The 12,609-nt window shown below is 68.5% G+C and carries 11 protein-coding genes and 1 other RNA gene; 2 read left to right on the plus strand and 10 right to left on the minus strand.

All coding sequences use genetic code 11. The annotated features are described in order from the left end of the window. Positions 1–20: 20 nt before the first annotated feature. Genes murG through mraZ form a run of 9 tightly spaced genes read right to left on the minus strand, consistent with a single transcriptional unit; the run spans position 21 to position 9,917 of the window. A complete protein-coding gene (gene murG, locus M2421_RS17765; protein ID WP_259209237.1) occupies positions 21–1,115 on the minus strand; it encodes an undecaprenyldiphospho-muramoylpentapeptide beta-N-acetylglucosaminyltransferase in 1,095 nt (364 codons plus the stop codon). Then, on the minus strand, positions 1,112–2,440 hold the full coding sequence (gene ftsW, locus M2421_RS17770) for a putative lipid II flippase FtsW (protein ID WP_259209238.1): 1,329 nt from the start codon (positions 2,438–2,440) through the stop codon (positions 1,112–1,114). Before ftsW ends, murG begins: the two co-directional genes overlap by 4 nt. Continuing rightward, complete coding sequence (gene mraY / locus M2421_RS17775; RefSeq protein WP_068849228.1) at positions 2,440–3,525, minus strand: phospho-N-acetylmuramoyl-pentapeptide-transferase; 1,086 nt, start codon at positions 3,523–3,525, stop codon at positions 2,440–2,442. The genes ftsW and mraY overlap by 1 nt, the downstream gene beginning before the upstream one ends. Further along, entirely contained in the window at positions 3,515–4,909 is a 1,395-nt protein-coding gene (murF, locus tag M2421_RS17780; RefSeq protein WP_259209248.1) for a UDP-N-acetylmuramoyl-tripeptide--D-alanyl-D-alanine ligase, read from the minus strand. The genes mraY and murF overlap by 11 nt, the downstream gene beginning before the upstream one ends. Beyond that, on the minus strand, positions 4,906–6,387 hold the full coding sequence (locus M2421_RS17785; RefSeq protein WP_259209250.1) for a UDP-N-acetylmuramoyl-L-alanyl-D-glutamate--2,6-diaminopimelate ligase: 1,482 nt from the start codon (positions 6,385–6,387) through the stop codon (positions 4,906–4,908). The genes murF and M2421_RS17785 overlap by 4 nt, the downstream gene beginning before the upstream one ends. Continuing rightward, the gene (locus tag M2421_RS17790) at positions 6,384–8,231 is read right to left on the minus strand and encodes a penicillin-binding transpeptidase domain-containing protein (protein ID WP_259209252.1); all 1,848 of its coding nucleotides are present in this window, start codon (positions 8,229–8,231) and stop codon (positions 6,384–6,386) included. The genes M2421_RS17785 and M2421_RS17790 overlap by 4 nt, the downstream gene beginning before the upstream one ends. Continuing rightward, complete coding sequence (gene ftsL, locus M2421_RS17795; RefSeq protein WP_259209254.1) at positions 8,228–8,491, minus strand: cell division protein FtsL; 264 nt, start codon at positions 8,489–8,491, stop codon at positions 8,228–8,230. Before ftsL ends, M2421_RS17790 begins: the two co-directional genes overlap by 4 nt. After that, positions 8,488–9,456 carry a 16S rRNA (cytosine(1402)-N(4))-methyltransferase RsmH gene (rsmH, locus tag M2421_RS17800; protein WP_259209257.1) on the minus strand — a complete coding sequence of 323 codons (969 nt, stop codon included), beginning with the start codon at positions 9,454–9,456 and terminating at the stop codon, positions 8,488–8,490. The genes ftsL and rsmH overlap by 4 nt, the downstream gene beginning before the upstream one ends. Before the next feature lie 14 nt (positions 9,457–9,470). Then, positions 9,471–9,917, minus strand: coding sequence for a division/cell wall cluster transcriptional repressor MraZ (gene mraZ, locus M2421_RS17805; RefSeq protein WP_259209259.1), 447 nt, complete (start codon positions 9,915–9,917; stop codon positions 9,471–9,473). Between the two features lie 325 nt (positions 9,918–10,242). On the opposite strand from mraZ, the gene M2421_RS17810 reads away from it, so the two are divergent. Together M2421_RS17810 and rnpB are read left to right on the plus strand one after the other, a co-directional pair. Next, entirely contained in the window at positions 10,243–11,052 is an 810-nt protein-coding gene (locus M2421_RS17810) for an NRDE family protein (protein ID WP_259209260.1), read from the plus strand. A 29-nt stretch (positions 11,053–11,081) separates the two neighbouring features. After that, positions 11,082–11,432, plus strand: an RNA gene (gene rnpB / locus M2421_RS17815) — RNase P RNA component class A. Between the two features lie 340 nt (positions 11,433–11,772). Here the strand turns inward: rnpB and rsmI are convergent. Then, entirely contained in the window at positions 11,773–12,594 is an 822-nt protein-coding gene (rsmI, locus tag M2421_RS17820) for a 16S rRNA (cytidine(1402)-2'-O)-methyltransferase (protein WP_259209262.1), read from the minus strand. Between the last annotated feature and the right edge of the window lie 15 nt (positions 12,595–12,609).

Raw genomic sequence — 12,609 nt, forward strand, 5'->3', positions numbered from 1 at the left:
CGGCAGGCGCGTAGCGGTCTTCATTTGGATTCCTCGAGGATGATGTCGGCGATGCGCTCGGCGGCATCGACTTTGGCCAGGGCACGCGCGGCGTTGGCCATCTGCATGCGACGGGCGGAATTTTCGGACAATTCGCGCAGCACGCCCTGCAGGTGCGTGGCCAGCGTTTCATCCTGCTTCAGCAATACCGCCGCGCCCCGTTCGACCAGGTACTCCGCGTTGCGGGTCTGGTGGTCATCGACGGCGGCGGCGAACGGCACCAGCACGCTGCCGATCCCGACCGCGCACAGCTCGGCCAGGGTCGAGGCGCCGGAGCGGCACACCACCAGGTCGGCCCAGGCGAACGCCTCGGCCATGTCGGCGATGAAGGCATCCACGCGCGCGGCCACGCCGGCATCCTGGTAGGCCTTCAACGCTTCGGCATGCAGTTTTTCGCCGCTCTGGTGGCGCACGTCGAACGCGCTGCCGGCGCCCAGCGCTGCCAGCGCCTGCGGCACGGCGGTGTTCAAGGCGCGCGCGCCCTGGCTGCCACCAAGTACCAGCAGCCGCAACGGCCCCTGGCGGTTGGCCAGGCGCAGTTCGGGCGGGGTGATCGCGGCGATCTCCGCACGCACCGGGTTGCCCACCGCTTCCTCGCGCTGGGCGAAGCTGCCCGGGAAGCCGGTCAGCACGCGCCGTGCGAAGCGCGACAGGATGCGATTGGTCAGGCCGGGCGCGCGGTTCTGTTCGTGCACCAGCAGCGGCAGGCCGTGCAGGCGCGCGGCCAGGCCGCCGGGGCCGGAGGCGAACCCGCCGAAGGCGATCACCGCGCGGGGCTGGCGGTCGCGGATCAGGAAGCCGGCCGCGCGCACCGCGCGCAGCAGGCGCCCCGGCGCGGTCAACAGGGCGAGCTTGCCCTTGCCGCGAAGGCCGCTGATGGCCAGCGTGTCGATGTGGATGTCGTGCTGCGGCACCAGGCGCGTTTCCATGCCACCGTCACTGCCCAGCCAGGTCACCGGGATGCCGCGCTCGCGCAGCACCCGGGCCACGGCCAGGCCGGGGAAGATGTGGCCACCGGTGCCGCCGGCCATGATCAGCACCGGGCGCGCGGAGGACGGGGCGGAGGCGGTGCTCATCCCATCCTCCCCAACGTCGGTTCGATGCGTTGCTGCATGCGGCTGGTGCCGCGTGGCGAACTGTCGCGCGGTGCCGCGTCATGCGCGGCGTCCTGCATCGCAGCGGCCACGGCGGATGCGCCCGGCGCCCTGCCCGGTTCACCGCCCACCGGCTCGTCGCCTTCGGCGGCGCCCATGCGCACGGCCTGGCGGCGCTCGGCGCGATCCAGTTCGTAGGACACCCGCAGCAGCAGGCCCATCGCCACGCAGGTCATCAGCACGCTGGAGCCACCGGAGGAAATCAGCGGCAGGGTCAGGCCCTTGGTCGGCAGGATGCCGAGGTTGACCCCGATCGAGACGAAGCTCTGCATGCTGATCCACAGCCCGATGCCGAAGGCGATGTAGCCGGAGAAGTGGCGCTTCATCTCCACGCAGCGCATGCCCAGCCAGAAGGTGCGACCGACCAGCAGGGCGTACAGCGAAATGATCAGGCAGGTACCGAGGAAGCCCAGCTCCTCGGCGGTGACCGAGAAGATGAAGTCGGTGTGCGCCTCGGGCAGGTAGTAGAGCTTCTGCACCGAGTTGCCCAGGCCCACGCCGGTCCATTCGCCGCGGCCGACGGCCATCAGCGCGTTGGACAGCTGGTAGCCGTCGCCCTGCTGGTCGGCCCACGGGTCGAGGAAGGAGGTGATGCGGCGCATGCGGTACGGTTCGATGATCGCCAGCGCGCTCATCGCCACCAGCCCGAACACCACCGGCATGGACATGCGCGGCATGTTCACCCCGCCCAGCACCAGCATGCCGGCGGTGATCGCCAGCAGCAGGGTGGAGGAGCCGAAGTCCGGCTGCAGCAGCAGCAGCACCACCAGCGCGCCGGCCACGCCGAGTGGCTTGAGCATCGCCGGCCAGGTGGCATTGACCTCATCGCGGAAGCGCACCAGGTAGCTGGACAGCCACACGATGTAGAGCACCTTGACCGCTTCGACGGTCTGGAACTTGGAGATGCCCAGGTTGATCCAGCGACGCGCGCCGTTGACGCTGCTGCCCAGGCCGGGCACGAACACCACCACCAGCAGGGCGAAGCAGCCCAGCAGCAGCACCTGGTTGTACTGTTCGATGCTCTTGAGCTCGGTGCGCATGGCGATGATCGCCAGCACGATGCCCACCGCCAGGAAGATCAGGTGGCGGTTGAGGTAATAGAACGGGCTGCTCATCAGCGCGATCGAGCTCGACGCGACCATCACCACACCCAGCCCGGTGAGCGCGATGATCGCGCCCAGCAGCCACTTGTCGAAGTGGCCTCCGATGGCTTCAAGGCGGGTTGCCTGGCGCGACAGGTCGTTCATCAGCGGACCTTCAACGTGGCCAGGCCGATCAGCACCAGCACCACCGAGATGATCCAGAAGCGCACGATCACGCGCGGTTCGGGCCAGCCCTTCAGTTCGAAGTGGTGGTGGATCGGCGCCATCCGGAACACGCGCTTGCCGGTCAGCTTGAACGAGGCGACCTGGATCATCACCGACAGCGTTTCGATCACGAACACGCCGCCCATGATCACCAGCACCAGTTCCTGGCGGGTGATCACCGCGATGGTGCCCAACACCGCGCCCAGCGCCAGCGCGCCGATGTCGCCCATGAAGACCATGGCCGGATAGGTGTTGAACCACAGGAAGCCCAGGCCCGCGCCGGCGATCGCCGCGCAGATGATGACCAGCTCGCCGGCCCCCGGGATCTGCGGGATCTGCAGGTAGTTGGAGAACACCACGTTGCCCGAGGCGTAGGCGAACACGCCCAGCGCGCAGGCCACCAGCACGGTCGGCATGATCGCCAGGCCGTCCAGGCCGTCGGTCAGGTTGACCGCGTTGGAGAAGCCGACGATCCAGAAGTAGGCGATGGCCACGAAGCTGATCCCGGCCAGCGGCAATGCCACCGACTTGAACATCGGGATATAGAACGTCAGCGCGGCCGGCACGTCGGCGGTGTAGAACAGGAACAGACCCGCGGCCAGGCCGAAGATCGACTGCAGCAGGTACTTCCAGCGCGACTTCAACCCGTTCGGGTCGCGGCGCACGATCTTGATCCAGTCGTCATACCAGCCGATGGCGCCGAAGCACAGCATCACCGCCAGCACCACCCACACATAGCGGTTGCGCAGGTCGGCCCACAGCAGCACCGACAGGGTGATGGTGAGCAGGATCAGCGAACCGCCCATGGTCGGCGTGCCGGCCTTGGAGAAGTGGGTCTGCGGGCCGTCGGTGCGGATCGGCTGGCCACCCTTGAACTGCGCCAGCTTGCGGATCATCGCCGGGCCCAGCCACAGCGACAGGAACAGCGCGGTAAGCGCGGCCAGGATGCCGCGCAGAGTCAGATAGCCGAACAGCCCGAACAGGCTCTCCAACTGCTGCAACCATCGGGCCAGTTCAAGCAACATTGGGGCTTTCCTCTCCTCGCGCCAGCAGCGCTTTCACAATTTTGTCCATGGCACTGCCGCGCGAGCCCTTGACCAGGCAGCGCACGCCAGCATGCAGTTCGTCGGCCAGCGCCGCGGCCAGGCTGTCGTGGTCCTGGAAGTGCCGGCCGCCCTCGCCGAAGGCGGTGGATGCGGCCGCACTGAGCGTGCCCAGCGTGTACAGGTGCTTGAGACCGGCCTCGCGCGCGCGGCGCCCGGCCTGGGCATGCAGCGCCTCGCCATCCGGGCCGAGCTCGCGCATGTCGCCCAGCACCAGCCAGCCCTCGGCCTTGCCGCCGGCCAACGCGTCGATCGCGGCGGCCAACGAGCCGGGATTGGCGTTGTAGCTGTCATCGATCAGCACCGCGCCGTTGCGCAGCTGGTGCGCGATCTGCCGGCCCGGCACGGGTTCGGCACGGGCCAGGCCCAGTGCGATCTGGTCCAGGCCGATGCCCGCGGCCAGCGCCAGCGAGGCAGCGGCCAGGGCATTGCTGATGTTGTGCCGCCCCGGCAAGGCCAGGGCGATCTCGACCTGCCCGTGCGGGCTGGTCAACAGGAACTGGCTGCCGGTGGCGGTCGGGCGGATCGCCAGCGCCGAGACGTCGGCACTGTGGTCCAGGCCGTAGCGCAGCACGCGGCTGCGCGGGGGCTGGCCGACGATGTGCTGCTCGAACCAGATCCCGAAGGCGTCGTCGGCATTGATCACGGCCACGCCGTCGGCCGGCAGCGCGGCGTAGATCGCGCCCTTGGTGGTGGCCACGCCCTGCAGGCTGCCCATCCGCTCCAGGTGCGCCGGCGCGATGTTGTTCACCAGCGCGTAGCGCGGGCGCACGATGTCGGTGAGGTAGGCGATGTCACCCGGCTTGCCGGCCCCCATCTCGTAGATGGCGAAGTCGGCATCCTCCGGCGCATCGAGCACGGCCAGCGGCAGGCCGATCTCGTTGTTGCGGTTGCCCGGGTTGGCGTAGACCACCTTGTGCTGCTCGCGCGCGACCTGTTCCAGGATCGCCAGCAGCAGGCTTTTGACGCTGGTCTTGCCGTTGCTGCCGGTGATCGCGAAGACCTCGGTGGCGCGGTCACGCTGCATGCCATGGGCGATGCGCCCCAGCGCGTACTCGCCGTCGGCGACCACGATCTGCGGCAGCGCCACGTCCAGCAGGCGCTCGACCAGCATCGCCGAGGCACCGCGCGCGACCGCATCGGCGGCGAAGTCGTGGCCGTCGAAGCGTTCGCCGCGCAGCGCCACGTACAGGCTGCCCGGGCCCAGGGTGCGGGTGTCGTTGCTGATGGCGTCGATGGCGGTGTCATCGCCATGGATCTCGCCACCGGCCCAATGTGCGATCAGCGACAGCGGGGTGCGCTTCATTGCGTCACTCCCTGCCGCGATGCCAGCACGCGGCCGGCCACGTCGGTGTCGTCGAAGGCATGCTGCACCCCGTGCACTTCCTGGTAGGGCTCATGGCCCTTGCCGGCGATCAGCACGATGTCGCCGGCGCCGGCCAGGCCGATCGCGGTGGCGATCGCGGTGGCCCGGTCGCGCTGCACGGTGGCGGCGGCGGGCGAGCTGAGCCCGGCGACGATGTCGGCGACGATCGCATCGCCGTCTTCGCCGCGCGGGTTGTCGTCGGTGACGATGACGACGTCGGCAAGCTTCTCGGCGATGGCGGCCATCTGCGGGCGCTTGCCGGTGTCGCGCTCGCCGCCGCAGCCGAACACGCACACCAGGCGCCCGGCCAGGTGGTCGTGCAGGCTGCCAAGCGCCTGTTCCAGCGCGTCGGGCGTATGCGCGTAGTCGATCACCACGGTCGGCAGGCCACGCTCGCCACCGAGGCGGTTCATGCGCCCGGCGATCGGCTGCAGCTGCGAGAGCAGCGCGGCAATCGCCGCCGGGCGGTGGCCGAGTGCGAACAATGCACCGGCCACGGCCAGCAGGTTGTCCACGTTGAAGCGGCCCAGCAGCGGCGACTGCACCGGATGGCGGGCGCCATCGACCACCAGGTCGAAGGCGATGCCGCGGCCATCCAGCTTCAGCGAATCGGCGCGCAGCGTGGCCTGCTGCGCGCCGCGCGAGCTCAGCCCGATCTGCTGGACGCCGGCATCGACGGTGCGCAGCAGTTCACTGCCGAAGCTGTCGTCCAGGTTCACCACGGCGGCCTTGAGGCCCTCGCGATGGAACAGCCGGGCCTTGGCCGCGCCGTACTGGACCATGTCGCCGTGGTAGTCGAGGTGGTCACGGGTGAGGTTGGTGAACACGGCCACGTCGTAGTGCACGGCATCCACGCGGCCCTGGTCGAGCGCGTGCGAGCTGACTTCCATCGCCACCGCCTGCGCGCCGTCATCGCGCAGCTGCGCGAGCACCTCATGCATCTGCAGCACGAGCGGGGTGGTGAAGCCGGTCGGGATCACGTGGCCATAAAGCCCCACGCCCAACGTGCCGATACTTCCACTGGCGGTGCCGAGCAGGTGCCAGGCCTGGGCCAGCAGCTGCACGGTGGAGGTCTTGCCGTTGGTACCGGTCACGCCGACCATCGTCAGCGCACGCGACGGCTGGCCATGGAACTGGTCGGCCATCGCACCCATGCGCGCGCGCAGGCCCGGGACCGCGATGGCGTCGGCCGGTGCGGGCAGTTCGATCGGTGCCGGCGGCTCGAACAGGATCGCCGCGGCGCCGTTGGCGCGCGCCTGGTCGACGAAGCCCAGGCCATGCGCGCCGAAGCCGGCGATCGCCACGAAGGCGTTGCCCGGGCGCACGGCCCGGCTGTCCAGCACCAGGCCGGTGATGGACGGGTCATGGCCCAGCGCCACGTCGGGAATCAACTGCGAAAGCAACATCGTCTGGCTCATTGCTGGGTGCCTCCCTGCGCGGGCGGCACCGGGGCGTGCGCGCTGGGCAGCGCGGCATCGAATTCGGCGGCGGCATCCGGGGCGATCACCGTTTCCGGGGGCGGCATCGGCAGCACCGAGGCGGCATGGCCCATCTTTCCGGACTGCTGGGCGGCCAGCCACGACTCGATGTCATCCGGCGGCACGTCCATCAGGCGCAGCGCGCCTTCCATCACGTTGTGGAACACCGGCGCGGACACCAGGCCGCCGTAGTACTTGCCGGCCTGCGGGTCGTTGATCACGATGACCGTGGCAAAGCGCGGATTGGTGGCGGGCACCACGCCGGCGAACAGCGCGTTGTAATGGCCGCGCTCGTACCCGCCCGGGCCGGCCTTGCGCGCGGTACCGGTCTTGCCGGCCACGTGGTAGCCCAGCACCGCCGCCTGCTTGGCGCCGCCCTGGGTGACCACGGTTTCCATCATCGCCACCACTTCCCTGGCGATCTTCTCGTCGATGATCTGCTTGCCTTCGCTGCGCTGGCCCTTGACGAAGGTCGGCGCAATCAGCTTGCCGCCGTTGCCCAGCGCCGAGTAGGCCGTGGCGATCTGCAGCGGGGTGACATTCAGGCCGTAGCCGTAGGACATGGTGGTCTTGGACGAGCCACTCCAGCGCGCCGGCCGCGGCAGCACGCCGGCTGATTCGCCGGGGAAACCGCTGTGCGGGGACACGCCATACCCGAAGCTGTGGACGTGGTCGTAGAAGACCTGGTCCGGCATCTTGGCCGCGATCTTGGCCGCGCCGATGTTGGAGCTGCGGGTGATCACACCGGTGACGTTGAGCACGCCGTTGTTGCGCGGCACGTCCTTGATGGTGAACCGGCCCACGGCCATGTAGCCCGGGTTGGTGTCCACCGTGGTGTCCTTGGTGACCACCCCGGACTGCAGCGCCGAGGCGATGGTCAACGGCTTCATGGTCGAGCCGGGCTCGACCAGGTCGGTCACCGCGCGGTTGCGGCGGGTGTCCGGGGCGGCGCCGCCGACCGAATTGGGGTTGTAGGTGGGCAGGTTGACCATGGCCAGCACTTCGCCGGTGGCCACGTCCATGATCACCATCGAGCCGCCGGCGGCCTTGTTGGCGATCAGCGCGTTGCGCAGCTCCTTGAAGGCCAGGAACTGGATGCGGCGGTCGATGCTGAGGGTGAGGTCCTTGCCCGGCTCGGCGGCGCGCAGCAGGTCGCTCTCGACGGTGTCGCCCTTGCGGTTGCGGATCACCCGCTTGGCGCCGGCCTTGCCGCGCAGCCATTCGTCGAAGGCCAGCTCCAGCCCTTCCTGGCCGCGGTCGTCGATGTTGGTGAAGCCCAGCACGTGCGCCATCGCCTCACCCTGCGGGTAGAAGCGGCGGAACTCGCGCTGCGAGGCCACGCCCGGAATCTTCAGCGCCACCACCTTTTTCGCCTCGTCCGGATTGATCCGGCGACGCAGGTACATGAATTCCTTGTCCGACTTCTGCGCCAGCTTGGAGGTCAGCTCGTCCAGCGGCATGCCCAGCGCGGTGGCCAGCTCGGGGATGCGGTCCGGGGCGCGCAGCAGTTCCTGCGGGTTGACCCAGATCGAGGCGACCGGGGTGGACACCGCCACCGGCTCGCCGTTGCGATCGGTGATCATGCCGCGCGATGTGTTGATCGGCAGCTCGCGCAGGTAGCGCGCTTCGCCCTGGCGCTGGTAGAAATCGCTGTTGATGATCTGCACGTAGGCCGCGCGGCCAACCAGCGACACCGAGCACAGCCCAAGCGCCAGGCCCACCCACTTCAGGCGCTGGCGCAGGTTGAAGCTGTTGCGTGCGCGGTTGCGGCCGGACTTGTTCATGGCCGTACCACCACCACGTCCGCCGCTTCGGGGAACTTCATGCCGAGCTTCTCGCGGGCGACGCGGTCGACCCGGGTCGCCTCGGCCAGGGTCGCCTGCTCCAGCTGCAGGCGGCCGAATTCGATGTTGAGCTCATCGCGCGCACGCTCGACCCTGGACAACTCGATGAAGGTCTGGCGGTGGCGGTGGCGCATGAACACCACCCCGATCGCCGAGGCGACGGTGCAGGCCAGCAGCACGATGAGCAGCAGGCGACTCACCCGGCCACCTCGCGCTTTTCGGCCACGCGCAGCACGGCGCTGCGCGAGCGCGGGTTGACCGCCAACTCGTCGTCTTCGGCCTTGATGGCGCCGCCGTGCAGGTCCAGGCTCGGCACGAACGGCTGCGCCTCGGGCAACCGGCGATTGCTCGGCGGGGCCTTGGCGTGGCGGTTCATGAACTGCTTGACGATGCGGTCTTCCAGCGAGTGGAAGCTGATCACCGCCAGCCGGCCGCCCGGCTTCAGGCGCGCCATCGCCGCGTCCAGGCCGGCTTCGAGGTCGGCCAGTTCGCGGTTGATGTGGATGCGGATGGCCTGGAAGCTGCGCGTGGCCGGGTTGATCTTGTCCTTGCCACGCGGCATCACCGCGGCGATCGCATCGGCCAGCTCGGCGGTACGGGTGAACGGCTGCTTCTCGCGGCGCGCCACCAGGGCGCGGGCAATGCGCCGGCTCTGGCGTTCTTCGCCGTAGGTCCACAGCACGTCGGCGATCTCACGCTCTTCGGCACGGTTGAGCCACTGCGCCGCGCTTTCGCCGCTGTCCGGGTCCATGCGCATGTCCAGCGGGCCGTCCTTGCCGAAGCTGAAACCACGCTCGGCCACGTCCAGCTGCGGCGAAGAAACGCCGAGGTCGAACAGCACCCCGTCCAGGCCGTCGGCGGTGGCGTCCCAGTGCAGCAGGTCGGCGAAGCTGCCACGGAAGATCGACACGCGCGGGTCCGGCGCGAAATCGCGCTCGGCCACCGCAATCGCTTCGGGATCCTTGTCCATGACCAGCAGCCGGCCTCCAGGACCGAGTTGCTCGAGCACGCCGCGGGCGTGACCGCCACGACCAAACGTGCCATCGAGATACGTACCGTTTTCGATCACCTTCAGGCCATCCAGGACCTGCGTGTACAGCACCGGCAGATGCCCTGCCGGCGACTGCGACACCGGAAGGTGACCGGTCTGCGCTGCTCCGCGCATCCGGGCACCCCGGCTCACAACTTCAGGTCGAGCAACCCATCGCCCAGATCCCCGTCAGACAACGTCTGCTGGATCAATGCGCGATGTGCCTGCTCGCTCCACAATTCGAATTTGTCGCCCATGCCGAGCAGAACCGCCTTCTTTTCAATGCCAACGGCACCGCGGTGGCTGGCAGGAATACTGATGCGGCCGTTGCCGTCCAGCTCCAGATGCGCGGCCGAACCGACCAGCTTCTGTTGCAGCAGACGCACGACGCGCTGTGTGTTGGGTTTGGCCATGACGTCGTCGCGGACCCGCTCCCACTCCTGTTCGGCATACAGCCAGAGGCAGCCGGACTCGAACGGGTTGTAGGTCAGGACCAGGCGGTTGTTGCTCACACGTGCGACAAGGTCGCGATGCGCGGTGGGAACCGCCATGCGTCCTTTGTCGTCAACCGTGATGGCCGTCTCGCCCTGAAACACGACGCGTGCACCTTTCCTTCGCCTGGATGAAACATTGAACCACGAAAAACCACAAAAAACCCGGTTTTGCCTCTGTTGCCCACCTTAGCAGTGCCGATTGGGTTGTCAACAACTTTGCGAGCGGGAAATCGCCTTGGACATCAAGGGCTTGCAGCAATGTTTAGAGACTTGTTCAAGGCTTATCCACAAGTTGCTGTTTCGTCTCATTTTTTGAGATTGGGGCGAAGTTCAGGCGCGTGTAGAGGGCGTGAAACATAGGCGCGCATTCATCCCGAGCCCCGTCGCCATTGACTCGGTCTTGCGCAAACCCCGGCACAATGACGCCATGTGCCTGCTCGCCCTCGCCTGGAAAACCCATCCCCGCTGGCAACTGGTCATGGCGGGCAACCGTGACGAGTTCCACGGCCGCCCCACCGCGCCGCTGGCGGCCTGGCCAGCGCCGGACAGCGGGCTGCTGGCCGGACGTGACCTGCGTTCGGGCGGCACCTGGGCCGGGGTTGCCGCGGGTGGCCGGATGGCCGTGGTCACCAATGTCCGCGATCCGCTCGCGCGCCAGACCGGCCCCTCACGCGGGGCGCTGGTGGCCGATTACCTGCGGGCGGGCGCGTCCGCCGTGGCCTTCGCCGACGAGCTGGCCTCCCGCGCCACCACCTTCGCGCCATTCAACCTGCTGCTGGCCGACCAGGAAAGTTGCCAGTTCCTTGGCAACCACCCGCTGGGCAGGCAGGCGCTGGCGCCCGGCATCCATGGCATGTCCAACGGGCCGCTGGATGCGCCCTGGCCGAAAACGTTGCGGCTGAACGCGGCACTGCGGGCCTGGACCGATCATGGCGAAGACGACCTGAGCGGTCTGTGGCGGGCCCTGGCCGATGAAACCCGGGCCGACGACAGCACCCTGCCCGACACCGGCATCGGCCTGGAGCGCGAGCGCTGGCTGAGTGCGGCCTTCATCCGCAGCCCCGAGTACGGCACCCGCGCCAGCACGGTCATCGCGCTGGATGCGGGCGGACAGGGCTTCATCCATGAGCGTCGCTTCGGCCCGGACGGTGCCTGCATCGGCGAGACGCGGCTGGCGGTCGGGCATGCGTCGCCCGGGCTGGTGGCGGATGCGCTCTCGCATCCGTCGCCCCTGTGACCGGGCGGATGTGCGAAAATGCGCGCGGCGGAGTCGGCCAGACAGTCGCGTCATCCCTTGCGGATGCCGAGGAAAGTCCGGGCTCCATAGGGCAAGGTGCCAGGTAACGCCTGGGCGGCGCAAGCCGACGGAAAGTGCAACAGAAAGATACCGCCTACGTTTCCTTCGGGAAGCCGGTAAGGGTGAAATGGTGCGGTAAGAGCGCACCGCGAGTCTGGCAACAGACCGGCACGGCAAACCCCACCTGGAGCAAGACCAAATAGGGACCTAATGGCGTGGCCCGCGTCGGGTCCGGGTAGGTTGCTTGAGCGCTGCGGTGACGTAGCGCCTAGAGGAATGACTGTCCACGACAAAACCCGGCTTATCGGCCGGCTCCGCCGCTTTTTTCGTCGTGACGAAAAAAGCCCCAAGGTTTGCAGCGCAAACCTTGGGCCCCGGGCCACCAGCGTCCCATTCCCCGCGGCTGTCGCCGCGCCCCCTTTACTGAAGGGGGCTGTGCCGCCAGATGGGTTGCGTGGGCTTTATTCAAATGCGGTGTTTGCTGCGGGTCTCGTAGAGCCACCGCATGGGTGGCTGGTGTTCGTTCAGGCATCGCGTGCAGCCACCCATGGGGTGGCTCTACCTTTCCGGCGTCGCGTGCAGCCACCCGTGGGGTGGCTCTACCTTTTCGGCGTCGCGTGCGGCCAGCCTTGGGGGGCTCTGCCTGCGCCCAGCTCGCGATCAGCTGCCGTAGAGGGCCTTTCTTGGGGCGCCGGTGAGTTCTGCGGCCAGCTTGGCCGCGGTGGACGGCGGGAGGTGCTCGCTGAGCTTGGCGTACATGCGGCGGCCGGCGGCCAGTTGCGCCTGCGCGTCGTCGGCGGCGCCCTGCACCATCACCACGAACTCGCCCTTGCGCTGGTTGTCGTCCGCTTCCACCTGCTGCAACAGCGAGGCCAGGGTCCCATCCAGGACGGTTTCGAACAGCTTGGTCAGTTCGCGCGCGAGCACTGCCGGGCGCTCGGCGCCGAAGGCGGCGACCATGTCGGCCAGCGATTCGGTGATGCGGTGCGAGGATTCGTAGAACACCAGCGTGCGGGTTTCGCCGGCCAGGCCCTGCAGGCGTTCGCGGCGGCCCGAGCCTTTGGCCGGCAGGAAGCCTTCGAAGGTGAAGCGGTCGCTGGGCAGGCCGGCCACGCTCAGCGCGGCAATCGCCGCGCAGGCTCCCGGTACCGGGCTCACCCGGATGCCCGCCTCGCGCGCGGCGCGTACCAACCGGTAGCCCGGATCGCTGACCAGCGGCGTGCCCGCATCGCTCACCAGGGCCAGTGACTCCCCGGCCAGCAGGCGCGCGACGATGCGCTGGGACAACGCGTCTTCATTGTGGTCGTGCAGCGCCACCAACGGCTGCTGGATGCCGAAGTGGGCCAGCAACTGGCCGCTGCGGCGGGTGTCTTCGGCGCAGATCGCGGCCACCGAGCGCAGCACGTCCTGCGCCCGCGGCGTCAGGTCGGCCAGGTTGCCGATCGGGGTGGCAACGACATACAGCGTGGGGACAGCACTCATCGCAACGGCACTCGT

It is taken from the genome of Stenotrophomonas sp. BIGb0135 (assembly GCF_024810105.1).
Lineage (GTDB): Bacteria > Pseudomonadota > Gammaproteobacteria > Xanthomonadales > Xanthomonadaceae > Stenotrophomonas > Stenotrophomonas maltophilia_AB.

Bases quoted from the DNA above. Each gene is read 5' to 3' on its own strand.
- murG (WP_259209237.1), bottom strand. From the start codon at position 1,115: ATGAGCACCGCCTCCGCCCCGTCCTCCGCGCGCCCGGTGCTGATCATG.
- ftsW (WP_259209238.1), bottom strand. From the start codon at position 2,440: ATGAACGACCTGTCGCGCCAGGCAACCCGCCTTGAAGCCATCGGAGGC.
- mraY (WP_068849228.1), bottom strand. From the start codon at position 3,525: ATGTTGCTTGAACTGGCCCGATGGTTGCAGCAGTTGGAGAGCCTGTTC.
- murF (WP_259209248.1), bottom strand. From the start codon at position 4,909: ATGAAGCGCACCCCGCTGTCGCTGATCGCACATTGGGCCGGTGGCGAG.
- M2421_RS17785 (WP_259209250.1), bottom strand. From the start codon at position 6,387: ATGAGCCAGACGATGTTGCTTTCGCAGTTGATTCCCGACGTGGCGCTG.
- M2421_RS17790 (WP_259209252.1), bottom strand. From the start codon at position 8,231: ATGAACAAGTCCGGCCGCAACCGCGCACGCAACAGCTTCAACCTGCGC.
- rsmH (WP_259209257.1), bottom strand. From the start codon at position 9,456: ATGCGCGGAGCAGCGCAGACCGGTCACCTTCCGGTGTCGCAGTCGCCG.
- M2421_RS17810 (WP_259209260.1), top strand. From the start codon at position 10,243: ATGTGCCTGCTCGCCCTCGCCTGGAAAACCCATCCCCGCTGGCAACTG.
- rsmI (WP_259209262.1), bottom strand. From the start codon at position 12,594: ATGAGTGCTGTCCCCACGCTGTATGTCGTTGCCACCCCGATCGGCAAC.